At 71.6% G+C, this 23,398-nt stretch carries 20 protein-coding genes; 9 read left to right on the forward strand and 11 right to left on the reverse strand.

What is annotated here, in order from left to right; genetic code table 11:
• Nucleotides 1-4 precede the first annotated feature (4 nt).
• The 5 genes from BW996_RS02505 (at nt 5) to BW996_RS02520 (ending at nt 5,562) form a co-directional block, all read left to right on the forward strand.
• Nucleotides 5-1,792 (forward strand): ABC transporter ATP-binding protein, encoded by a 1,788-nt coding sequence (locus BW996_RS02505; RefSeq protein WP_076458541.1) that lies wholly within the window; start codon nt 5-7, stop codon nt 1,790-1,792.
• A 394-nt stretch (nt 1,793-2,186) separates the two neighbouring features.
• Nucleotides 2,187-2,330 carry a hypothetical protein gene (locus tag BW996_RS21595; RefSeq protein WP_156027895.1) on the forward strand — a complete coding sequence of 48 codons (144 nt, stop codon included), beginning with the start codon at nt 2,187-2,189 and terminating at the stop codon, nt 2,328-2,330.
• 293 nt (nt 2,331-2,623) lie between these two features.
• Nucleotides 2,624-3,571, forward strand: a complete 948-nt coding sequence (locus BW996_RS02510) for a carbohydrate kinase family protein (RefSeq protein ID WP_037485652.1) — start codon at nt 2,624-2,626, stop codon at nt 3,569-3,571.
• A 75-nt stretch (nt 3,572-3,646) separates the two neighbouring features.
• On the forward strand, nt 3,647-4,609 hold the full coding sequence (gene rbsK / locus BW996_RS02515; RefSeq protein ID WP_037485653.1) for a ribokinase: 963 nt from the start codon (nt 3,647-3,649) through the stop codon (nt 4,607-4,609).
• The gene (locus tag BW996_RS02520) at nt 4,606-5,562 is read left to right on the forward strand and encodes a nucleoside hydrolase (protein ID WP_037485654.1); all 957 of its coding nucleotides are present in this window, start codon (nt 4,606-4,608) and stop codon (nt 5,560-5,562) included. The genes rbsK and BW996_RS02520 overlap by 4 nt, the downstream gene beginning before the upstream one ends.
• A gap of 69 nt (nt 5,563-5,631) precedes the next feature.
• Here the strand turns inward: BW996_RS02520 and BW996_RS02525 are convergent, their stop codons facing one another.
• From BW996_RS02525 to BW996_RS02560, 8 genes are all read right to left on the reverse strand, one after another.
• Nucleotides 5,632-6,615, reverse strand: a complete 984-nt coding sequence (locus BW996_RS02525) for a hypothetical protein (RefSeq protein ID WP_076458544.1) — start codon at nt 6,613-6,615, stop codon at nt 5,632-5,634.
• Nucleotides 6,616-6,777: 162 nt separating this feature from the next.
• Nucleotides 6,778-7,911 (reverse strand): ribonucleotide-diphosphate reductase subunit beta, encoded by a 1,134-nt coding sequence (locus tag BW996_RS02530; RefSeq protein ID WP_037485279.1) that lies wholly within the window; start codon nt 7,909-7,911, stop codon nt 6,778-6,780.
• A 173-nt stretch (nt 7,912-8,084) separates the two neighbouring features.
• Nucleotides 8,085-10,997, reverse strand: coding sequence for a ribonucleoside-diphosphate reductase subunit alpha (locus BW996_RS02535; protein WP_081838284.1), 2,913 nt, complete (start codon nt 10,995-10,997; stop codon nt 8,085-8,087).
• Nucleotides 10,998-11,240: 243 nt separating this feature from the next.
• Nucleotides 11,241-11,861, reverse strand: coding sequence for a 1,6-anhydro-N-acetylmuramyl-L-alanine amidase AmpD (gene ampD, locus BW996_RS02540; RefSeq protein WP_037485274.1), 621 nt, complete (start codon nt 11,859-11,861; stop codon nt 11,241-11,243).
• Nucleotides 11,858-13,375 carry a sigma-54-dependent transcriptional regulator gene (locus tag BW996_RS02545; RefSeq protein ID WP_037485276.1) on the reverse strand — a complete coding sequence of 506 codons (1,518 nt, stop codon included), beginning with the start codon at nt 13,373-13,375 and terminating at the stop codon, nt 11,858-11,860. Before BW996_RS02545 ends, ampD begins: the two co-directional genes overlap by 4 nt.
• Complete coding sequence (locus BW996_RS02550) at nt 13,372-15,336, reverse strand: ATP-binding protein (RefSeq protein WP_076458547.1); 1,965 nt, start codon at nt 15,334-15,336, stop codon at nt 13,372-13,374. The genes BW996_RS02545 and BW996_RS02550 overlap by 4 nt, the downstream gene beginning before the upstream one ends.
• Nucleotides 15,337-15,354: 18 nt before the next feature.
• Nucleotides 15,355-15,612, reverse strand: a complete 258-nt coding sequence (locus BW996_RS02555) for a PP0621 family protein (protein ID WP_076458550.1) — start codon at nt 15,610-15,612, stop codon at nt 15,355-15,357.
• 48 nt (nt 15,613-15,660) lie between these two features.
• Entirely contained in the window at nt 15,661-16,470 is an 810-nt protein-coding gene (locus BW996_RS02560) for a cytochrome C assembly family protein (RefSeq protein WP_139330712.1), read from the reverse strand.
• Between the two features lie 56 nt (nt 16,471-16,526).
• Here BW996_RS02560 and ffh point away from each other — a divergent pair, with 56 nt between their 5' ends.
• The 4 genes from ffh to BW996_RS02580 all read left to right on the forward strand — a co-directional run bounded on the left by ffh (nt 16,527) and on the right by BW996_RS02580 (nt 21,280).
• A complete protein-coding gene (gene ffh, locus BW996_RS02565; protein ID WP_037484918.1) occupies nt 16,527-17,912 on the forward strand; it encodes a signal recognition particle protein in 1,386 nt (461 codons plus the stop codon).
• A 160-nt stretch (nt 17,913-18,072) separates the two neighbouring features.
• Nucleotides 18,073-18,849 (forward strand): DUF2726 domain-containing protein, encoded by a 777-nt coding sequence (locus BW996_RS02570; RefSeq protein ID WP_037484919.1) that lies wholly within the window; start codon nt 18,073-18,075, stop codon nt 18,847-18,849.
• A 320-nt stretch (nt 18,850-19,169) separates the two neighbouring features.
• Entirely contained in the window at nt 19,170-20,177 is a 1,008-nt protein-coding gene (hemB, locus tag BW996_RS02575) for a porphobilinogen synthase (RefSeq protein ID WP_037484920.1), read from the forward strand.
• Between the two features lie 14 nt (nt 20,178-20,191).
• Nucleotides 20,192-21,280, forward strand: a complete 1,089-nt coding sequence (locus BW996_RS02580; RefSeq protein ID WP_037484921.1) for a magnesium transporter CorA family protein — start codon at nt 20,192-20,194, stop codon at nt 21,278-21,280.
• Between the two features lie 13 nt (nt 21,281-21,293).
• On the opposite strand, the gene BW996_RS02585 is transcribed toward BW996_RS02580, so the two are convergent.
• From BW996_RS02585 to tsaB, 3 genes are read right to left on the reverse strand one after another with little or no spacing between them, the layout of a single operon-like run.
• Nucleotides 21,294-22,136 carry a uracil-DNA glycosylase gene (locus tag BW996_RS02585; RefSeq protein ID WP_037484922.1) on the reverse strand — a complete coding sequence of 281 codons (843 nt, stop codon included), beginning with the start codon at nt 22,134-22,136 and terminating at the stop codon, nt 21,294-21,296.
• Nucleotides 22,133-22,621 (reverse strand): ribosomal protein S18-alanine N-acetyltransferase, encoded by a 489-nt coding sequence (gene rimI / locus BW996_RS02590; protein WP_037484923.1) that lies wholly within the window; start codon nt 22,619-22,621, stop codon nt 22,133-22,135. Before rimI ends, BW996_RS02585 begins: the two co-directional genes overlap by 4 nt.
• Complete coding sequence (gene tsaB / locus BW996_RS02595; protein ID WP_037484925.1) at nt 22,618-23,361, reverse strand: tRNA (adenosine(37)-N6)-threonylcarbamoyltransferase complex dimerization subunit type 1 TsaB; 744 nt, start codon at nt 23,359-23,361, stop codon at nt 22,618-22,620. Before tsaB ends, rimI begins: the two co-directional genes overlap by 4 nt.
• Nucleotides 23,362-23,398 lie beyond the last annotated feature (37 nt).

Here is a 23,398-nt window from a genome sequence, read left to right on the forward strand (position 1 = left end):
CGCGATGGACCTGCCGATCCCGAACCTCGCCCTGCCCGCCGGTCTGGCGCGCCCGGATGCACCGCTGCTGCGCATCGAGGACCTGCGGGTGCGCTTTCGCCTCGGCCGCGAGGCGGGGCCGGGCAGCGCGCCGCGCTGGGGCCGCGCGGTCGGCGGCGAGGCGCCCGGCAGCGGCCTGCACCTCGACATCCCGGCCGAGACCACCGTCGCGCTGGTCGGCGAGTCCGGCTCGGGCAAGAGCGTCACGGCGATGTCGATCCTGAACCTGCTGCCCGACAACGCCGAGCGCAGCGGGCGCATCCTCTGGGACGGTCGCGACCTGCTCGGCGCGACGCCGGCCGAGCTGCGGCGCCTGCGCGGGCGCCAGATCGCCTGCGTGTTCCAGGACCCGATGGGCTCGCTGAACCCGGTCTTCACGGTGGGCTCGCAGATCGCCGAGCCGCTGCGGCTGCACCTGGGCCTGAGCCGGCGCGCCGCGCTGGCGCGGGCCGAGGAGCTGCTCGCCGAGGTCGGCCTGCCCGAGCCGCGCCGGCGGCTGTCGGCCTATCCGCACGAGCTCTCGGGCGGGCAGCAGCAGCGGGTGATGATCGCCATGGCGCTGGCCTGCGAGCCGCGCCTGCTGATCGCCGACGAGCCGACCACCGCGCTCGACGTCACCATCCAGCGCCAGATCCTGGAGCTGCTGGAGCGGGTGCAGCGCGAGCGGCGCATGAGCCTGCTGTTCATCAGCCACGACCTCGGCGTGGTCGGCGAGATCGCCGACCGGGTGGTGGTGATGCGCCACGGCCAGGTGCGCGAGCAGGGCCCGGTCGAGGCGATCTTCACCGCGCCGCAGGACGCCTACACCCGCGCGCTGCTGGCCTGCCGGCCGGCGCTCGACAGCGACACCCCCCGACTGGCGGTCATCGACGACCACCTCGCCGGCCGCGCGCCCGCCCCGGCCCGCCGCCCCCGCCCCGAATCGGCCGACGACGCGCCGGTGCTGATCGAGGCGCGCGGCCTGGGCAAGTCCTTCTTCTTCCGCGAGGGCCTGTGGCGCCGGCGCGAGTTCAAGGCGGTGCAGGAGGTGAGCTTCCGGCTGCGGCGCGGGCGCACGCTGGGCGTGGTCGGCGAATCCGGCTCGGGCAAGACGACGATGGGCCTGACGCTGCTGCGGCTGCACGAGGCCAGCGCCGGGCAGGTGCTGTTCGACGGCGAGGACCTGTTCGCACACCAGGGCCCGGCGCGGCAGGCGCTGCGCCGGCGCATCCAGATCGTGTTCCAGAACCCGTACGCGTCGCTGAACCCGCGCTTCACCATCGGCCAGACGCTGCTGGAGCCGATGCAGATCCACGCCCTCGGCACCGACGACCGCGAGCGCGAGGGCCGGGCGCTGGCGCTGCTCGAGCGCGTCGGGCTGGACGCCACGGCGTTCGGCAAGTACCCGCACGAGTTCTCCGGCGGCCAGCGCCAACGCATCGCCATCGCGCGCGCGCTGACGCTCTCGCCCGAGGTGCTGGTGCTCGACGAGGCGGTCTCGGCGCTGGACGTCTCGGTGCAGGCCCAGGTGCTCAACCTGCTCAAGGACCTGCAGGACGAGCTGGGCCTGGCCTATGTCTTCATCAGCCACGACCTGGCCGTCGTGCGCTTCATGGCCGACGAGCTGCTGGTGATGAAGGACGGCCGCGTCGTCGAGCAGGGCGAGACCCGCGCGCTGCTGGCCGCACCGAGCCAGGACTACACGCGCCGGCTGCTGGCCGCCGTGCCGCGCGGCCTGGCGGGACGCGCCCAACGCACCGGCCCCATGAACTGAGCCGTTTCCCGCATCGACTTTTCTGGGTCCGGTTGCCCGCATTCATCCGCTGATGCGGACCGGCCTCGCCTTGCGACTATTGGCTGTCCGCCATCTCGCAAGGATCCCCCATGAAACCCCGCTGGACCGACTGGCTTGCCGCCGCTGCCCTGGCCCTGGCCCTGAGCGCCGGGGCCGCCGTCTCGCCGCCAGACGACACGCCGGTGCTCGCCCGCGCCCGCTGATGCTCTGCTGACACGCCGCGGAAACCTGTCGGAAACATCGCAAGCGCAAGCAGTCGCAAGAATGCGTGAACTTCTGCCGCACAGCGCCGTCACCGTTGCAACCTGACGCAGCGGACCGCAGCGCCCGGGCGTACGCTGCGCTGGCGATTAGGCTTCAAACGGAGTCCGACATGAAGTTCCGCTGGTCCGAATGGCTCACCGCAGCCGCCCTCATCTTCGCCTTCAGCGCCTTTGCCGGTGCCGACATCGCCCATGATGTCGCGCCCGAGCCCACCGTCTCGCAGGCCCCCGCGCCTGCGCTGCCTGCGCGCTGAAGGTCCGCGTCCGAGCAACTCCTCCTCAGAGAAGCCTTGGGGACTGGGTCCAGTCCCAGGGAGGCGGGCGATCCGGGCCTGAGAGAGCGAGCACCCGGTTTCCACGTCCCGCCTCCCTTCTTTTTTGGGCATACCCCGTGCCACCGGCGTCGAGGCCGGCGCCCGAAGAACACCCCGCCCCCTGACCACCGTTTCAGCCGACCGCCTGGCAGACGCTGCGGTATTCTCGCGGCCACTTCCGCGCCCGGCCTGCGCCGCGCCGGCCCTCCCTCCCCTGCCGCTGACCGCGACCCATGAGCATGAGCACCCGCGCCGCCATCGCCGCCTCGATCGCCTACGACACCATCATGGTGTTCGAGGGCCAGTTCACCGACCACATCCTTCCGGACCAGATCCACAAGATCAACCTGTCCTTCCTGTCGCCGCGCATGCGCCGCGAGTACGGCGGCTGCGCCGGCAACATCGCCTACAACTACGCGCTGCTCGGCGGCGAGGCGGTGCCGATGGGCATGGTCGGCGACGACTTCGGCCCCTACCGCGAGCACTACCAGCGCTGCGGCATCGACCAGCGCGCCATCCGCGTCGCCGCCGACAGCTACACCGCGCAGTGCTTCATCGTCACCGACCTGTCGAACAACCAGCTCGCCGGCTTCCACCCTGGCGCGATGGGTCGCTCGGCCGAGATCGCGCTGGCCGAGGCCGGCGAGGTCGCGGTCGGCCTGGTCGGCCCGGACGCGCCCGACGCGATGCAGCAGCACAGCCGCGAGATGGCCGAGGCCGGCCTGCCCTTCATCCTCGATCCCGGCCAGAACATCGTGCTGTTCAGCGGCGAGCAGCTGCTGGAAATGATCGACCGCGCGCCGGTGCTGGTCTGCAACGACTACGAGGCCGAGCTGATCTGCGACAAGACCGGCCTGACGCTGGCCGAGCTGGCCGCGCGGGTCGACACGCTGATCGTCACCCGCGGCGCCGAGGGATCGATCGTCTGGCAGAAGGGCACCGAGCACGCCATCGCGCCGGTGCCGGCCGCGGCCGTCAAGGACCCGACCGGCTGCGGCGACGCCTACCGCGCCGGCCTGCTGCTGGCGATGGCCACCGGCCGCCCGCTGCTCGACGGCGCGCGCCTGGGCAGCGTGCTGGGCTCGATCAAGATCGCGGTGCAGGGCTGTCAGAATCACCGTCCGACGCGCGAGGAGATCCGCGCGCAGTTCGAGCAGCATTACGGCGCCTGGCCGTTCTGAGGTCGGCCGCTGCCGCGCTGACCGCGGCAGCCCGGCGCCCTGCCCCGCCCTGATGCCGCGATCCAGGAGACGCCGATGAGTGAGCCTTTTGCCGCGACTGCCGCCGACGTGCTGGTGGTCGGCAGCCTGAACATGGACCTGCGCATCCGCACGCCGCGCCTGCCCGCACCCGGCGAGACGCTGACCGGCAGCGGCTTCGACACCGACGGCGGCGGCAAGGGCGCCAACCAGGCGGTGGCCGCCGCGCGCCAGGGCGCCCGGGTGGCGATGCTGGGCGCGGTCGGGCAGGACGCCCACGGCGCCGCGCTGCTCGCGGCGCTGCAGGCCGACGGCATCGACACCGGCGCGGTCGAGCGCATCGCGGGCATGCCCAGCGGCACCGCCGCCATCCTGCTGATGCCCGACGGCGAGAACAGCATCGTCGTCATTGCCGGCGCCAACCACGCGCTGACCCCTGAGCGGGTGCGCGCTCAGGCCGGGCGGCTGCGCCAGGCGCGCGTGGTGGTCGCGCAGCTCGAATGCCCGCTCGACGCGGTGACCGAGGCGCTGACGATCGCGCGCGAGGCCGGCGCGATCACGGTGCTCAACGCCGCGCCGGTGCAGCCGCTGGACGACGCGCTGCTCGGCCAGCTCGACTGGCTGGTGGTCAACGAGATCGAGGCGGCGGCGCTGGCCGGCATGCCTGTGCCCGGCCCGACCGAGGCGCGCGAGGTCGCCGAGCGGCTGCGCCAGCGCGGCCCGCGCCAGGTGCTGGTGACGCTCGGCGCCGAGGGCCTGGTGCTGGCCGGCCCCGAGGGCACGCTGGCGCTGCCGGCGCCGCGGGTCCAGGCGGTCGACACCACCGGCGCCGGCGACACGGTGGTCGGCGCGCTGGCCGCCGCGCTGGCCGCCGGCCGACCGCTGCGCGAGGCGCTGGTGCGCGCCCAGGCCGCCGCCGCGCTGGCCGTCACCCGGCTCGGCACCCAGTCGGCCATGCCCACGGCCGCCGAGGTCGATCGCCTCGTCGCCGCCCAGCCCCTTCAGGGAGACACCCCGTGAACCGCACCCGCATCCTCTTCGACACCGATCCGGGCATCGACGACGCGATGGCGCTGGCGATGCTGGCGCTCGACCCGCGCGCCGAGCTGATCGGCATCACCACCGTGTTCGGCAATGTGCCGATCGAGCGGACCACCCGCAACGCGCTGGCGCTGCGCGAGCGCTTCGGCATCGACCACGTCCCGGTGGCGCGCGGCGCGGCGCGGCCGCTGGTGAAGCCGGCCGGTGACTTTGCCGACTTCGTCCATGGCGCCAACGGCCTGGGCAACGTCGTGCTGCCCGAGCCGGCCGGTGCGCTCGATCCGCGGCCGGCGGCGCAGTTCATCGTCGAGATGGCGCGCCAGCATTCGGGCGAGCTGGTGCTGGTGCCGGTCGGGCCGCTGACCAACCTGGCGCTGGCGCTGCAGCTCGACCCCGAGCTGCCCCGCCATGTGCGCGAGGTGGTGCTGATGGGCGGCGCCTTCGGCACGCACGGCCACGGCGGCAACATGTCGCCGGTGGCCGAGGCCAACATCTTCAACGACCCGCACGCAGCCGACCTCGTCGCCACAGCACCGTGGCCGGTGACCTTCGTCGGCCTGGACGTGACGCACGAGGTGGTGATGACGACCGCCTACCTCGACGAACTGGGCGCGCAGGGCGGCGCGCACGGCGCCTTCATCCGCGACATCACCCGCTTCTACGAGGCCTTCTACGAATTCCGCACCGGCGGCGGCATCTGCTGCCATGACGCCACCGCGGTGGCCTGCGCGCTGGACGCCTCGGCCTTCGTGCGCCGACCCGGCGCGGTGCGGGTGGTGACCGAGGGAATGGCGGCCGGCCAGACCATCCAGCGCGTGCGCGGCAGCCAGTTTCCCGCCACCGACTGGGACGCGCAGCCCGAGCAGCAGGCCTGCACCGGCGTCGACGTCACACGGGTGCTGGCCGACTTCCGCCGGCTCTTTTCCGGCTGAGGCATGAAAAAGCCCGGCCAGGGCCGGGCTTCGTCAGGCTGGAAGCCAAGGCTCCCGGTCAGGCCGCGATCACGGCTTTTCGCCGGTCGGGAAGGGCCAGGCGGCCTTCGGGTTCAGCGTCGTCTTGGCGGTCGTCGACGGCGCGGCGGCGGTGGCGCTCTTCTTCGCGGCCTTCTTCGCCGGCTCGGCCTTCTTCAGCGCGGGCTTCGGCGTGGCCTTCTTGGCCGCAGCCTTCTTCGCCGGCTTGGCTTCCTCGACCACTGGGGCCGGGGCGGGTGCCGGTGCCGGCTCGGCGACGACCGGGGCGGCCGCCTTCTTCAGCGCCGGCTTCGGCGTGGCCTTCTTGGCCGCAGCCTTCTTCGCCGGCTTGGCTTCCTCGACCACTGGGGCCGGGGCGGGTGCCGGTGCCGGCTCGGCGACGACCGGGGCGGCCGCCTTCTTCAGCGCCGGCTTCGGCGTGGCCTTCTTGGCCGCAGCCTTCTTGGCGGCCGGCTTGGCTTCCTCGACCACCGGAGCCGGGGCGGGCGCCGGGGCCGGCTCGGCGGCGACCGGGGCGGCGGCCTTCTTCAGCGCCGGCTTCGGCGTGGCCTTCTTGGCCGCGGCCTTCTTGGCGGCCGGCTTGGCTTCCTCGACCACCGGGGCCGGGGCGGGCACCGGAGCCGGCTCGGCGGCGACCGGGGCGGCCGCCTTCTTCAGCGCCGGCTTCGGCGTGGCCTTCTTGGCCGCGGCCTTCTTGGCGGCCGGCTTGGCCTCCTCGACCACCGGGGCCGGGGCGGGTGCCGGGGCCGGCTCGGCGACGACCGGGGCGGCGGCAGCCTTCTTCAGCGCCGGCTTCGGCGTGGCCTTCTTGGCCGCAGCCTTCTTGGCGACCGGCTTGGCCTCCTCGACCACCGGGGCCGGGGCAGGCGCCGGGGCAGGTGCTGCAGCGACCGTCTCGACGACGGCCGGAGCGGCTGCCTTCTTCGTGGTCTTGCGGGCCGGCTTCTCGGCCGGTGCGGCGGCCGGGGTTGCCGCGACAGCCTTCGGGGCCGCAGCCGTCTTCTTCGTTGCCATCACAGTTCTCCTAGATGAGATTGACATTGCGCACCCGGCTGGCCGCAGGCGCAGGAGCCGGGGGTGATCCTCGGTCCGCGCAGCTGTTCAGCACAGACGCCCGGGGCCGTGAATGGGAAAGTCTCGAGAGGCGGACGACCGACGGCAGCAGCACGGCAGGACTCAGTCCCAGGACAGGGCGCCGCCCGACTGATACTCGATCACGCGGGTCTCGAAGAAGTTGCGCTCCTTCTTCAGATCGATCATCTCGCTCATCCACGGGAAGGGGTTTTCCTCGTTCGGGAAGAGCTCGTCGAGACCGATCTGGGTCGCGCGGCGGTTGGCGATGAAGCGCAGGTAGCCCTTGAACATCGACGCGTTCAGGCCCAGCACGCCACGCGGCATGGTGTCCTCGGCGTAGCGGTATTCGAGGTCGACCGCCTTCAGGAACAGCGCCTTGATCTCCTCGCGGAAATCGGCCGTCCACAGGTGCGGGTTCTCGAGCTTGATCGCGTTGATCAGGTCGATGCCGAAGTTGCAGTGCATCGACTCGTCGCGCAGGATGTACTGGTACTGCTCAGCGGCACCGGTCATCTTGTTCTGGCGGCCCAAAGCGAGGATCTGCGTGAAGCCGACGTAGAAGAACAGGCCTTCCATCAGGCAGGCGAAGACGATCAGCGACTTCAGCAGCGTGCGGTCCGTCTCGGGCGTGCCGGTGACGAAGTTCGGATCCATGATCGCGTCGATGAACGGGATCAGGAACTCGTCCTTGTCACGGATGGACTGCACCTCGTGGTAGGCGTTGAAGATCTCGCTCTCGTCCAGGCCCAGCGACTCGACGATGTACTGGTAGGCGTGCGTGTGGATCGCCTCCTCGAAGGCCTGGCGCAGCAGGAACTGGCGGCACTCCGGGGCGGTGATGTGGCGGTAGGTGCCCAGCACGATGTTGTTGGCCGCCAGCGAGTCGGCGGTCACGAAGAAGCCGAGGTTGCGCTTGATGATGCGGCGCTCGTCGTCGCTCAGGCCGTTCGGGTCCTTCCAGAGCGCGATGTCGCGGCTCATGTTCACTTCCTGCGGCATCCAGTGGTTGGCGCAGGTGGCGAGGTACTTGTCCCAGGCCCACTTGTACTTGAACGGGACGAGCTGGTTGACGTCCGTCTGGCCGTTGATGATGCGCTTGTCGGCGATGTTGACGCGGCGCTGGCTGGCGCCTTCGTCAGCAGTGACGGTCGCTGCCGAGCCGGCGCCGTCAAGATTCGACGCGTTCGTGTTCGGGGGAGTGAGCGTGGAGAGAGGGGTGTCGTCCCAGTCCAGCATGTCTGACATGTCTGACTTCCTAGTGGGGGTGAATTATCGGAACCTTGCCCGCAAACACCAAGCATTTCTTCGGCGAAATGCGAGGTGCGCGGACCGGTTTCACCACGGGGTCATGGACCGTGGCAGCGGGGGCATCGCTGCGGCGCGCATGAGGCGCCGGCGATGCCGGGCGATCACTGGCAGGCTTCGCAGCCGGGGTCGTCGATGGCGCAGAACTTGACGTCGGTGGCCGGCGTCGAGGCGGCGCTGGCGGCGGCCATCTGCGCCTGCGCGGCGGCGGCGGCCTTCTCCATCGCGCTCTGGCCGGTGCTGCTGCCACCGGCGCTGACGGCGTTGAGCTGGCCGGCGCGGCCGGTCGACTTCTCGGCGTGCGTGGCGCCCATCGTGCGCAGGTAGTAGGTGGTCTTCAGGCCGCGGATCCAGGCGAGCTTGTAGGTCTCGTCGAGCTTCTTGCCCGAGGCGCCGGCCATGTAGATGTTCAGGCTCTGCGCCTGGTCGATCCACTTCTGGCGACGCGAGGCGGCCTCGACCAGCCAGCGCGGCTCGACCTCGAAGGCGGTCGCGTAGAGCTGCTTGAGCTCCTCGGGCACGCGGTCGATGCGGCGCAGCGAGCCGTCGAAATGCTTCAGGTCCATGACCATGATGTCATCCCACAGGCCCAGCTTCTTCAGGTCGCGCACCAGGTACTCGTTGACCACGGTGAACTCGCCCGACAGGTTCGACTTGACCGAGAGGTTGCCGAAGCACGGCTCGATCGAGGCGTCCACGCCGATGATGTTCGAGATGGTCGCCGTCGGCGCGATGGCCACGCAGTTGGAGTTGCGCATGCCGTTGTCGCGGATGCGCAGGCGCAGCGCCTCCCAGTCCAGCGTCGAGGAGGTGTCGGCCTCGACATAGCCGCCGCGCGCCTCGGCCAGCAGCTTGAGCGAGTCCAGCGGCAGGATGCCCTTGGACCACAGCGAGCCGTCGTAGGTGGCGTAGCGGCCGCGCTCGGCCGCCAGCTCGGTCGAGGCCCAGTAGGCGTGATAGCAGATCGCCTCCATCGAGCGGTCGGCGAACTCCACCGCCGCCTGCGAGGCGTAGGGCACGCGCAGCTGGTAGAGCGCGTCCTGGAAGCCCATCAGGCCCAGGCCGACCGGGCGGTGCTTCAGGTTCGAGTTGCGCGCCTTGGCCACCGCGTAGTAGTTGATGTCGATGACGTTGTCGAGCATGCGCATCGCCACCGACACCGTCTTCTTCAGCTTGGCCTGGTCGAGCACCTTGGCGCCGTCCGCGCCGGTGGTCAGGTGATGCGCCAGATTGACCGAGCCGAGGTTGCAGACCGCGATCTCCTGGGCATTGGTGTTGAGCGTGATCTCGGTGCAGAGGTTGCTCGAGTGCACCACGCCGACATGCTGCTGCGGCGAGCGCAGGTTGCAGGCGTCCTTGAACGTGATCCACGGATGGCCCGTCTCGAACAGCATCGTCAGCATCTTGCGCCACAGGTCGACCGCACGCACGCGCTTGAAGAGCTTGATCTCGCCGGAGCGGGTCTTCTCCTCGTAGGCGGCGTAGGCGCGCTCGAAGGCGGTGCCGAACAGGTCATGCAGGTCCGGGCAGGTCGACGGGCTGAACAGCGTCCACTCGCCGCCCTCCATCACGCGCTTCATGAACAGGTCCGGAATCCAGTTCGCGGTGTTCATGTCGTGGGTGCGGCGGCGGTCGTCGCCGGTGTTCTTGCGCAGCTCCAGGAACTCCTCGATGTCGAGGTGCCAGGTCTCCAGGTAGGCGCAGACGGCGCCCTTGCGCTTGCCGCCCTGGTTCACGGCCACCGCCGTGTCGTTGACCACCTTCAGGAAGGGCACGACGCCCTGCGACTCGCCGTTGGTGCCCTTGATGTGCGAGCCCAGCGCGCGCACCGGGGTCCAGTCGTTGCCCAGGCCGCCGGCGAACTTGCTCAGCAGCGCGTTGTCCTTGATCGCCTCGTAGATGCCATCCAGATCGTCGGGCACCGTGGTCAGGTAGCAGCTCGACAGCTGCGAGCGGCGCGTGCCGGCGTTGAACAGCGTCGGCGTGGACGACATGAAGTCGAACGAGGACAGCACCTCGTAGAACTCGATCGCGCGCGACTCGCGGTCGACCTCGTTGAGCGCCAGGCCCATGGCCACGCGCATGAAGAAGGCCTGCGGCAGCTCGATGCGGGCCTTGCGGACATGCAGGAAGTAGCGGTCGTACAGCGTCTGCAGGCCGAGGTAGTCGAAGTTCATGTCGCGCTCGGGACGCAGCGCGGCGCCCAGGCGCGGCAGGTCGAACTGCAGCAGGCGCTCGTCGAGCAGCTCGGCCTCGACGCCACGACGCACGAACTCGGGGAAATACAGCGGGTAGCGCTGGCTCATCTCGGCCTGGGTCACGTCGTCGCCCAGCACCTCGCGGCGGATGGTGTGCATCAGCAGGCGGGCGGTGACGCGGGTGTAGCCCGGGTCCTTCTCGATCAGCGTGCGCGCGGCCAGGATCGCGGCCTTGTAGACCTCCTCGACCGGCACGCCGTCATACAGGTTGCGGCGCGTCTCGGCCAGCACCGGCGCGGCGGTGACCTCCTCGCCCAGGCCGGCGCAGGCCGACTCGACCAGCGCCTGCAGGCCGCCCTTGTCCAGCGGCTTGCGCTGGCCGTGGTCCTGCACGACGACGTCGGCCGGCGCCTGCGCCGGCGCGCGGCCCTGGCTCAGGCGTTCCTGCGCGCGGCGCTCGCGGTACAGCACATAGGCACGTGCCACATCATGGTGGCTGCCGCGCATCAGGCCCAGCTCGACCTGATCCTGCACGTCCTCGATGTGGAAGGTGCCGCCGCTCGGGCGCGAGCGCAGCAGCGCGCGCACCACCGACTCGGTCAGCACGTCGACCGTCTCGCGCACGCTGGCCGAGGCCGCGCCCTGCGCGCCGCGCACCGCCAGGAAGGCCTTCATCAGCGCCACCGCGATCTTGTGCGGCTCGAACGCGACCACCGCGCCGTTGCGGCGGATGATCTGGTAGCCGGCGTAGGCGGAGGCCGACGGCGCGGTCGGGGCGGTCGAGGTCGGATCGATGGAGCTGAAGTCGGTGGTCTGCATGGACATGGAGTCTTCCTGGGTTCGTTCCCTGAGGACGTCAGGCGGTCGTCGTCGGCAATGCGCCGCCCCGGTCGACCTGCCTGTGGCGGGCCGTCCTGGACGGTGGAATGGGGAGTGGTTCTGGCTCTGCTGTGCGGGACGCGCGGCCGTTCTGCGGAGAGCCCGCAGCCGCGACGGACGCGAGCATAACACTAGCTGTAGTGTGCTGCGATCTGCAAAACACTATGGCTAGTGTTCCTCAGTTCACATGCCTCTTGACAGGACCGGCAGGAGCGGCTTGCGTGCGCCGAGGTGGCGCGCCAGTCGGCGCCAGTCGAAGCCCGCGCCCGGATCCTGCTTGCGCCCGGGCGCGACATGCTCATGGCCGACCGCCTCGAGAATCGGCCAGGCCTGCGCGGCCTGCCGCAGCAGCCGCGCCAGCGCCCGGTACTGCGCGGCGCGGAAAGCGTGTCCTTCCAGGCCCTCGAGCTCGATGCCCAGCGAGTGGTCGTTGCAGTTGTCGACGCCGCGCCACGACGAGCGCCCGGCATGCCAGGCGCGCCCGTCCACCGGCACGAACTGCACCAGCTCGCCGTCGCGGCGGATCAGGAAATGCGCCGACACCTCCAGCCCGGCCAGACCGGCGAAATACGGGTGCGCCTCCCGGTCGAGCCGGTTGGTGAACAGCCGCTCGATCGCGTCGCCGCCGTAGCGGCCGGGCGGCAGGCTGATCGAATGAATGATCGCCAGCGCGACCGCCCGACCCGGGGGACGCGGCCCGAAGTTCGGGCTCGGCACCCGACGCGCGTCGCGGTGCCAGCCGTCCTGCCAGGGCGAGACGGGCGTCGGCGCAGGCTGGCGACGCCGGACGGCAACCGGGCTCATGCGCCGCCCTCCTCGCCCTCGTCGCTGCCCTCGCTGCCGTCGCCGGCGGCCTGCACGCCCAGCCGGCTCATGCGGTAGCGCATCTGGCGCAGCGTCAGGCCGATGGCGGCGGCGGCGGCGGTGCGATTGCCACGGTGCAGCGCCAGCGCGCGCACCAGGACCTCGCGCTCGACCTCGTCGAGATGGGCCATCAGGTCCGCGGGCAACGGGGGCTCGCCCGTCGGACCCACCAGACCCGTCGGACCCGTGCGCCCGGCAGGCACGGCAGCCGGCGGCACGGCCGGCGCATCCGACACGCACGCGCCCGGCAGCCCGAGATCGTCGACATCGACCCGGCCGCCGCCCGACAGCGCCACCACCCGGTGCAGCAGATTCTCGAGCTCGCGCACATTGCCGGGAAAGTCGTGCCGGGCCAGCCGGGCCAGGGCCGACGGCGTCAGCCGGGGCACCGTCGTCAGGCCGGACTCGGCGGCGATGCGCGCCAGCACCGTCTCGCACAGCAGCGGCAGGTCGTCGAGCCGCTCGCGCAGCGGCGGCACCCGCACCTGGATGACGTTGAGGCGGTAGTACAGATCCTGGCGAAAGCGCCCGGCACGCACCTCGGCCTCGAGATCGCGGTGCGTCGCGCTGATGATGCGCACGTCGAGCACCTGCTCGGCGGTGGCGCCGACCGGGCGCACCGCGCGCTCCTGGATCGCGCGCAGCAGCTTGCTCTGCATCGCCAGCGGCAGCTCGCCGATCTCGTCGAGAAAGAGCGTGCCGCCGCTGGCGGCCTGGAAGAAGCCTTCGCGGTCCTCGCTGGCGCCGGTGAAGGCGCCCTTGCGGTAGCCGAAGAACTCGGCCTCGAGCAGGGGCTCGGGAATCGCGCCGCAGTTGACCGCGACGAAGGGCTGGGCGGCGCGGTGACTGACCTGATGGACCGCGCGGGCCACCAGCTCCTTGCCGGTGCCGGACTCGCCGTGCACCAGCACCGGCGCCATGCTGCGCGCCACCTTGGTCACCAGCTCGCGCACCTGGCCCATCACCGCCGAGCCGCCCGACAGGCGCTGCAGCGCCGCGACCGGCGGGGCCGCCAGCACGGCGGCGCCCATGATCCCCATCACGGCCGCGGTGGCACGCGGCGGCGCCGGCACCCGCCCGAGCGCCGAGGCCACGACGCTGCGGAACTGGCGCAGGTCGACCGGCTTGGTCAGATAGTCGAAGGCACCGGCCTTGAGCGCCAGCACCGCGTTCTCGGCCGAGCCGTAGGCGGTGATGACCAGCGTCTTCTCGGGCCGGCCGGCCTGCTCGAGCCGGCGCAGCAGCTCCAGCCCGTTGCCGTCGGGCAGGCGCATGTCGGTGATGACGGCATCGAAGCGAGCGGCCTGCAGCAGCGCCCAGGCCTCCTCGACGCAGTCTGCCGTCTCGATGTCGTAGCCCTCGCGCAGCAGCGCCAGCTCGTAGAGGGTGCGCAGATCGGGCTCGTCATCGACGACCAGCAGGCGCGGCGCGGCGGCAACCAGGGGCGGAGTCATGGGGCGGCGGCAGGAAGCATCGTCGCGCCCGAAGCCAGCGCGACCCGCGGCATGGTGACGACGAAGACATTGCGGTGGCGCGCGCCGGGGCCGCGCGGACGGAACTCGATCGCGGCGCGGTAGCGCCCGCACAGCTCGCGGCAGATGTACAGGCCCAGGCCGGTGCCGCGGCTGCGTGTCGAGAAGAAGGGCTCGAAGAGATGCGGCTCGACATCGGGCGCGATCACCGCGCCGTCGCTGGCCACCGACAGCTCGACCAGGCCTTGCGGCCGTGCGCAGGCGCGCACCCAGACCGCATGCGGCTGGCCGCTGCCGTGGCGCAGCGCGTTGTCGAGCAGATTGACCAGCACCCGGCGCAGATGCTCGATGTCGAAGCGCACCGGCAGCGGCTGGTCGCCGGCATCGACGAACAGCACCGCGTCGCGGTCGGCCCGGATGCCGGCGGTGCGCGACCAGTCGGCGCACAGCGCGCTGACCTGGGCGCCGAGATCGATCACCGGCGCCTCGCGCGGCGCGCCCGGCGAGACCTCGGCCACATCGTCGACGATGCGCTGCAGCCGCACCACGTTGTCGGCGACGATGCGCGCCAGGCGCTGCTGCGCCGGGTCGAGCAGCTCCTCGGCCAGCAGCGCGTTGGCCTGGGCGATGGCCGCCAGCGGATTGCGGATCTCGTGCGCGATGCCGGCCGAGACCCGGCCCATCGCCGCCAGCCGCTCCTGGCGCTCGCGGGCGCGCAGCGTGCGCACATCCTCCAGGAAGAGCACGCACAGCGCCTCGCCCGGACGGGTGCGGCGCCGGGCGAAGCGCATGCGCAGGCGCAGCGGCCGCTCCTGGGCCTGGCGCTCGTCGCCGCCCGGGCCGGGCAGGCGCAGGCTCAGCTCGCGGCCTGCCTCGGGCCAGGCGCCCTCGGCGAAGGCCTGCGCCAGCGCCTGCTGCAGCGGCGCCCAGCTCGGCGACCGGTCGAGCCCGAAGGCCTCGAAGCGCCCGCCCTCCGGCAGCCCGATGAGCTGCAGCGCGGCCGGATTGGCCGCCTGCACCCGCCCGTGGCGATCGGCGACCATCACCCCGTCCTGGATCTCCTCGATCATCAGCCGGTTCAGCCGCGCCTGCTGGCGCGCCAGCTCGAGCGTGTTGCGCGCGGCCAGCTCCTGACGCGCCAGCCGGTCGGCCAGCTCGCCGGCCAGCGCCGCGACGGTCATCACGCCGCCGCCGGCGATGCCGGCATGCATCATCGCGGCGGCCAGCTCGGCCGGGGTGTCGGTGCCCCACCAGGCCGCGGCCAGCATCAGCAGCACGACCAGCGAGGCCACACCCAGCGCCGGGCGGCGTGGCATCAGCGTGGCGGCCATCAGCACCGGCAGCATGTAGAGCGCCACCGCGTTGACCGACGGCCCGCTCAGCGACAGCAGCAGCGTGAAGGCGATCAGGTCCACCGCCACCGTCGCCAGCGCCCAGCGCCCGCGCAGCCGGCCGGAAATCGCCATGTAGCCGTCCGGCGGCACCGGCCAGGCCAGCACCGCCACCGCGGCGGCCACCTGCAGCGCGCAGACGGCCAGCGTCGGCCACTGCGCCCGCCCGCCCAGATAGAAGACCACCAGGCCCTGGATGCCCAGCAGCAGCAGCCCCAGCAGCAGCCGGGCGATCGAGAAGGCGCGGAACAGCCGCAGCAGCGGCGCCGGCGGCTCGCTGCGCGGCCGGGGCGGGCTGTCGGGCGCGGCCGGCCCCGGCGTCTCGGCAGCGGCCGGCGGCGTCTGCGGGCCCCGTCGCACGAAGGGTCGCACCGGCTCGCCCGCCTCGGAAGCGGCCGGGGCGGTGCTCGGTCCAGGCCGGGTGTCGGGCGACAGGTCGGTGTCGAGATCAGCGTCGAGCGGGCCGGTGCGCTCGGCCCCCAGCACCATGGTCTGGAACCAGATGCCGCCGTGGCGCCCCCGCCGACGCTGCTGACCCTGCCCGCCCGTCATGCCCGCCCCGGCACCGCCTCAGCGCCGCCCGTAGGGCGCACGCGGACCGGCCAGACGGTGCAGCCGGCCGCAGTAGGCCTGGCCGTCGTGGAGCAGCGCCTCGGCCTGGGGCAGATGCAAGCCGCAATGCGCGCAACGCGCCATCGGCTGCAGCGCCCCGGCGTCCTGCGGCGCGCGCGAAGTCCGGTCAGCGTCGCCCCCAGTGCGACGCGCACCACGCAGCAGCCACACGATGCCGAGAACGGCCAGAATGATCAGCAGCAGCTTGCCCAGCATGGTGAAGGAGTGCGTGTCGTCGTCGGGTTCGGGAAGGAGGCGGTCCGGTCAGGCGCTGGCCGGCAGGCGCTGCAGCAGCACCTCCAGCACGAAGCGCGACCCCACATAGGCCAGCAGCAGCAGCACGCTGCCCGCATAGAGCCAGCGGGTGGCGCGCCGGCCGCGCCAGCCGAAGAACTGCCGCCCGGCCATCAGCCCGGCCAGCACCACCCAGCCCAACAGGGAGAACACCGTCTTGTGGTCCCAGTGCCAGACCGGCGTGAACCACGCGCCCAGCAGCAGCGCCAGCGTCAGCATCACGAAGCCGGCGGCGACGAAGCGGTAGGTCAGCCGCTCCAGCGTCAGGAGCGGCAGGCCGATGGCGCCGGCAGGCGCCTCGAGCCGGGCGCGGGAGCGGTCGCGCATCTGGCGCTCGGCCCGGTCCAGCCAGGCCGCGTGCAGCACCGCGGCCGCCACCAGGCCGTAGGAGGCCAGGCCCATCATCCAGTGCAGCGGCGCCCAGGGCGAGCTCGAGCGCAGGCCCTCGCCGGGAAACAGCATCGCCAGCGCCAGGGTCATCAGCCCGGCCAGCGCCAGCCAGCGCCGCACCCCGGGCACCGGCACGAAGCGGCTCTCGAGCGCATGCAGGCCGATCACCAGCCAGGCGGTGGCCGCCAGTGCCGGCGCGAAGCCGAAGCGCACGCCCTGGCCAGGCTCGCCGATGCCGAAGAGATGCAGCACGCCGGCCAGACCGTGCGCCAGCCAGGCCAGCGGCAGCAGCCGGACCCGCCAGGGCCGCTCGCCCGGGCGCATCGCCAGCAGATAGCCCGCCAGCGCCGCCAGCGACGGCACCAGCCACGGGGTCAGTCCGAGGGACATGGGGGTCGATAGAATCACCCGCACAGTGTACTTATCCTCCTTACCCGGGACACCCGATGGCCTCCGCTCTTTCTGAACGCCTGTCACGCATGGTCAAGACGATGCGGGGCCAGGCCCGCATCACCGAATCGAACGTGCAGGACATGCTGCGCGAGGTGCGCATGGCGCTGCTGGAGGCCGACGTGGCGCTGCCGGTGGTGCGCGACTTCATCGCCCGCGTCAAGGAGCGCGCGCTCGGCGCCGAGGTCGCCAATTCGCTCACGCCCGGCCAGGTGCTGGTCAGCATCGTGCACAAGGAGCTGGCCGCGACCATGGGCGAGGGCGTGGCCGACCTGAACCTGGCCACCCAGCCGCCGGCGATCATCCTGATGGCCGGCCTGCAGGGCGCCGGCAAGACCACCACCACCGCCAAGCTGACCCGCCACCTGATCGAGCGCCGCAAGAAGAAGGTGCTCACCGTCTCGGCCGACGTCTACCGCCCGGCCGCCATCGAGCAGCTCAAGACCGTGACCAAGCAGGCCGGCGGCGAGTGGTTCCCCTCCTCGGGCGACCAGAAGCCGCGCGACATCGCGCTGGCCGCGCTGGACTACGCGAAGAAGCACTTCATCGACGTGCTGCTGGTCGACACTGCCGGCCGCCTAGCGATCGACGAGGCGCTGATGGCCGAGATCCGCGACCTGCACGCCACGCTCGACCCGGTCGAGACGCTGTTCGTGGTCGACGCGATGCAGGGCCAGGATGCGATCAACACCGCCCGCGCCTTCAAGGAAGCGCTGCCGCTGACCGGCATCGTGCTGACCAAGCTCGACGGCGACAGCCGCGGCGGCGCGGCTCTCTCGGTGCGCCAGATCACCGGCGCGCCGATCAAGTTCGCCGGCGTCAGCGAGAAGATCGACGGCCTGGAAGTCTTCGACGCCGAGCGCCACGCCGGACGCGTGCTCGGCATGGGCGACATCGTCGCGCTGGTCGAGGAGGTCCAGAAGGGCGTCGACATCGAGGCCGCGCAGAAGCTCGCCGAGAAGGTCAAGGGCGGCGGCGGCTTCGACCTCGACGACTTCCTGGCCCAGATCAGCCAGATGAAGAAGATGGGCGGGCTCTCGGGCCTGCTCGACAAGCTGCCGACCGAGCTGGCCGCCAAGGCCGGTCAGGCCGACATGAACAAGGCCGAGCGCGACGTGCGCCGCATGGAGGGCATCATCCGCTCGATGACGCCGCTGGAGCGCCGCAAGCCCGAGCTGATCAAGGCCAGCCGCAAGCGCCGCATCGCCGCCGGCGCCGGCGTGCAGGTCCAGGAGGTCAACCGCCTGCTCAACCAGTTCGAGCAGATGCAGGGCATGATGAAGAAGATGAAGGGCGGCGGCCTGATGAAGATGATGAAACGCTTCGGCGGCAAGAAGGGCCTGCCCGGCATGGGCGGAGGCATGGGCGGCATGGGGTTCTGACAGGGCCTGAGTTGGCCTGAAAACCCCCGGCGGTGTTTTCAAGCGAAGATTCACAGTTGTAACGCCACATCGGTGACCTGGGCACCACCCCGACTTCTGTTACATCCATCACACCCTCGGCGGGATTGACGTCAAGCAGGCGCACGGATAGCTTGACGGAATGGATTTTTTACTTGCCAACCCACTCGATGGCGCACTGCTTCTGGCGGGCGGCCTGATCCTCGTCGCCCTGCTGGTCTGGCGTCTGCGCGCCCAGCGCGGCACCCCGGCCAGCCGCCCGGGACGGCCGCGCACGCTCGATGCGGTCGACACGGTGATCGGCTGGCCGCCGGAGGCCACCCGGGTGCTGACAGTGCGCCACCAGCGCGCGATGGAGGTGCTGCGCCGCGCGATGCCCGGCCATCTGATCCTGGCGCAGGTGCCGCTGTCGCACTTCATCAAGGTGCCGACGCGGCTGTCGTATGTGGAATGGCTGCGCCGTGTCGGCCATGTCTGCGTCGACCTGATGGTGTGCGACGCCGCCTCGAACGTGGTGGCCATCATCGAGGTGCGCCAGGCCGACAGGACCGAATCCGAGCGAGCCCGCAAGCGCCACCAGCGCGTCGAGCGGGTGCTGCGCGCCGCGGGCATTCCGCTGCATGTCTGGAACGAGTCGGTCCTGCCGGATCCGGTGGCGGTGCGTCGGGCCCTGCTGCCCGAGGACCAGGATGCCGAGCGTCATGTCGACACCGGCCCGGATACCCACCCGCTGGGACAGGCCGGCGCACGCCGCCCGGGCACACGCGACCTCGATCCGCCACGCAGCACCTGGTTCGACGAGCTGCACGCCACCCAGCCGGTCCGGCTCGACGAAGGCGTGGATGTGTCGATCGATGCGCCGGTGCCGCCGCAGGCGCTGGCGCCGGGTCGCGCTGCACCCGTCCTGCAGTCGCGCTGAATCGCTGATGAATCGCTGAAAAGCGGCGAGACAAAAAAAGAGCCCCGGCATGTGCCGGGGCTTCGAAGCCTTAGCGCTGTCAACACGGTAAGGCACCTGCTCAGGGAGGAAAAGCAGGGAATGAACGCCGAGCGGCGTGTCATTCAGGATGAATCTTAACACCGCCCCCGGTTTTGACAATGCCCGGGGACTCCCGGTGGCTTTGCGGGTGGGCATGGTGTAGGCGATCGGCAGGACTTCGCCGACACTGGCAGGCCTTGGCAGGCCGCGTGATCCGCGTGCCGCAACTCACGAATCCTCCGCTTCCATCGATCCTGCCCATGCCGACCTCCGCTCGCCATCCGCTGCACCGCCCCCGTCGCCTGCGCCGTGACGCCTTCACCCGCGATCTGGTGCGCGAGCACCGCCTGCACCCGAGCGACCTGATCTATCCGGTCTTCGTGCTGGAGGGCCAGGGTCAGGTGCAGGAGGTCGGCTCGATGCCGGGCGTGCAGCGCCGCAGCCTCGACCAGCTGCTGCCGGTGGCCGAGCAGTGCGTCGAGCTGGGCATCCCGGTGATGGCGCTGTTCCCGGTGCTGGGCCCGCAGGGCAAGACGCCCGACGGCCGCGAGGCCTGCAACCCCGAGGGCCTGGTACCGACGGTGGTGCGCGAACTGAAAAGCCGCTTCCCCGATCTGGGCGTAATGACCGACGTCGCGCTCGACCCCTACACCAGCCATGGCCAGGACGGCCTGATCGACGAGACCGGCTACGTGCTCAACGACGAGACCATCGAGGTGCTGGTGCAGCAGGCACTGACCCAGGCCGAGGCCGGCGTCGACATCGTCGCGCCCAGCGACATGATGGACGGGCGCATCGGCGCGATCCGCGAGGCACTCGAAGCCCGGCGCCTGATCCACACCCGCATCATGGCCTACAGCGCCAAGTACGCGAGCAGCTTCTACGGCCCCTTCCGCGATGCGGTCGGCTCGGCCGGCAACCTGGGCAAGAGCAACAAGAAGGTCTACCAGATGGACCCCGGCAACAGCGACGAGGCGCTGCGCGAGGTGGCGCTCGACATCGCCGAGGGCGCCGACATGGTGATGGTCAAGCCCGGCATGCCGTACCTGGACATCGTGCGCCGGGTGAAGGACGAGTTCCGCGTGCCGACCTTCGCCTACCAGGTCAGCGGCGAGTACGCGATGCTGAAGGCCGCCGCGCAGAACGGCTGGCTCGACCATGACGCGGTGATGATGGAGTCGCTGCTGGCCTTCAAGCGCGCCGGCGCCGACGGCATCCTGACCTACTTCGCGCTCGAGGCCGCACGGCTGCTGCGTCAGCGCGGCTGAGTCCGCATCCTCCAATGCGGATCTTCCTGATCACGGAGACCTGCACCGAGCTCGACGCCCTGCCCGACAGCCTGCCCGAGCGCGGCTTCGTCTGGATCGCCAGCGCGCGGCGCGAGTTCGAGGTCGGCGTGCCGGTGCTGCAGTCGCGGCTGCACCAGTGGGGCTGCGGGCCGCTGGTCGATCTGCATGTCTCCGACCTGCTCAGCAACCAGCTGCCCTCGCAGTTCGACTACACCTCCTGGTACGACCTGATGGTCTTTCGCCGGCTGGCGGCGGCTCCCGGCAGCAGCAGCCTGTTCCTGGACGAGGAGCATGGCACGCTGGCTTCGGCACGGCGCGCGCTGCAGGCGATCGACACCAGCCCGGTCGGCTTTGCGGTCTATGACCGGCTGCTGCTGACGGTGCATCCGGCCGACTGCCAGGTGCGCGACCACTTCGCGCAGCGGCTGCTGCAGATGCCGGCCGGCGGCAACGGCAGCAGCCGCATCCCGCCCAGCCCGGCCGACCTGATGCTGCGCATCGTCAACCACATGGTCGACAGCTACCTCGAGCTGCGCCGGCTGCTGACCCGCCAGCTCGCGACGCTGCAGCAGGAGCTGTTCGGCCCGCGCAGCCGCAGCGTCGACTGGCAGATGCTGCTGGAGTCGCGCAACACGCTGCACATGCTCGAGGACATCTGCGAGGACCAGCGCAGCGCGGTGCAGGAATGGATCGACGCGCTCGACGAGTGGCCGGTCGAGCCGGAGGAGCTGGCGCGGCGCGAGCGCGAGCTGCTGCGGGTGCGCTCGCGCGATGTGCTCGAGCACATCGAGCGGGTGCTCGGCCATGTGCGCCGGCTGGAATCCTCGATCGAGAGCGCGGTGCAGATGCATTTCTCGGCGGTCGGCCAGCGCACCAACGACATCATGCGCACCCTCACCGTGCTGACGGCGATCTTCCTGCCGCTGAACCTGATCACCGGCATCTTCGGCATGAACTTCGACGCGCTGCCGCTGATCCACGACGCGACCGGCTTCTGGATCGCGCTGCTGCTGATGGCCGGCATCGGCGGCGGGCTGGGCGCGCTGTTCTGGCGCAAGCGCTACCTGGGCACGCGCCACTGAGCGGCGCCCGCGCTCAGGCGGGCGTCGCGCCCCCGCGTAGCACCTCGCGCGCCAGGCAGAGATCGTCCCAGGAGCGCGCCTTGTCGGCCGGGTTGCGCAGCAGATAGGCCGGGTGGTAGGTGACCACCACCGGCACGCCGTGGTAGGCGTGCACCCGCCCGCGCAGCCGCCCGATCGGCTCGCCGGTCTGCAGGATCGACTGCACCGCAAAGCGCCCCATCGCCAGGATCAGCTTCGGCGCGACCAGCTCGACCTGGCGCTTCAGGAAGGGCTCGCACTGCGCGACCTCCTGCGGCTCGGGATTGCGGTTCAGCGGCGGGCGGCACTTCAGCACGTTGGCGATGTAGACCTGCTGCTCGGGCCCGGCCTCGGCGCGGGTCAGGCCGACCGCGCGCAGCATGTTGTCGAGCAGCTGGCCGGCCTTGCCGACGAAGGGCTCGCCCTGTCGGTCCTCCTGCTCGCCGGGCGCCTCGCCGATGATCATCCACTGCGCCTGCTGATGGCCGACGCCGAAGACGGTGTTGCGGCGGCTGCGGCACAGGCCGCAGGCCTCGCAGCCGGCGACCGCCTCGCGCAGCGCCGGCCAGTCCATCGCCGCCACGCCGGACGGACGCGCGGCCAGCGGCCGCGGGGCGGACGGCGGATTCGGCGCGGCCGACACCACCGCCGGTCGGGACATCAGGACCGGCGGCGGTGCAGGTGCGGGTGCAGGAGACGGCACCGGCGCCTCAGCGGGCACCGGCTCGGGCGTCGCCGCTTCGGGCAAGGCAGCCTCGGCGGGCGCCGGCGGCAGCCACAGCGTCACGCCCATCTCGCGCAGCATCGCCTGCTGGCGCTCGCTCCAGCGCGCGCTCATCCGGCTGCTCCGGGCTGGAGCTCGAGGCACAGCACCAGCGCGTCCTCGCGCCGGCCGCCGGCGTCCGGGTAATAGTCGCGCCGTACGCCGACCTGCGCATAGCCCAGCCGCGCATAGAGCGCCCGGGCGCGGTGGTTGCTGGGGCGGACCTCCAGCCACAGGCAGTCGGCGCCCTCGATCTCGGCATGCTCGCGCAGCGCCTGCATCAGCTGGCGCGCCAGTCCGCGGCCCTGGTGCTCGGGCGCGACCGCCACGTTCAGCAGATGCCACTCGCGAAAGCCCGCCATCGCCACCATGTAGCCGAGCAGTTCGCCCTCGGGCGAGACCAGGCAGCGGGTCAGGTAGCCCGCCGCGATCGAGTCGACGAAGTTGCCTCGGCTCCACGGGAAGGGATAGGCGCGCACCTCGATCGCCATCACCGCGTCGAGCAGCTGCACGCCCATCGGCAGCAGCATCGGCTCGGCCGCACCGACCGCGGCGCTCATGCGGCCTCCCCGCGGGCGGCGCGGGCCGCGGCCTCGCGCTCGGCGGTGGTCTGCGCGACCTTGTCGCGCACATAGAGCGGCAGCGCGAGCGCCGGATCGAGCGTCGCGCCGGCCGCCCAGGCCGCACGTGCCAGCTCGGCCAGCGCCAGGCCGTCGGGCACCGCCTGCGCGTCGGTCGCCAGGCCGAGCGCGGCGGCCAGCGGCGGCAGCACCTCGGCCTGTGCCAGCAGCGCGTTGCCGACGATCGGCGCTGGCCGCGCCGTGATGGCCTCGGCCAGCGCCGCAGGGGACCACAGTGCGACCGCGCCGTCGGCCTGCCAGCCGCCATCCGGCATGGCGATCCAGCGCGCCGCGTAGATTTCGCCCATGCGTGCGTCGAGCGCGCTCCAGACCGTCGGGGTGGCGGCCGCGCCAAGCCGACGCCGCGCACACGCTGCCAGCGCCGCCAGCGTGTCGAGCGCCAGCATCGGCCGGTCGGCGCCGACCGCCAGGCCCTGCGCGATCGCGCAGGCGGTGCGCAGACCGGTGAAGGCGCCGGGGCCACGGCCATAGCCGATCGCGTCGAGATCGCGCAGCGCCAGACCGGCCTCGGCCAGCAGCGCAGCCACCTGCGGCAGCAGCGCCGCCGAGGCCTGTGCACCGCCGGGCAGCGCCCGGACAAGCGCATCCGGGCCGTCGACCAGCACAAGATGGACGGTGTCGGTGGCGGTATCGACCGCAAGAAGACGGGGCGAGGACATGGGGCAGAGCGAGCGACGGCGGTCCGCCAGTGTAGCG

It is taken from the genome of Sphaerotilus natans (assembly GCF_900156335.1).
GTDB lineage: Bacteria > Pseudomonadota > Gammaproteobacteria > Burkholderiales > Burkholderiaceae_C > Sphaerotilus > Sphaerotilus natans.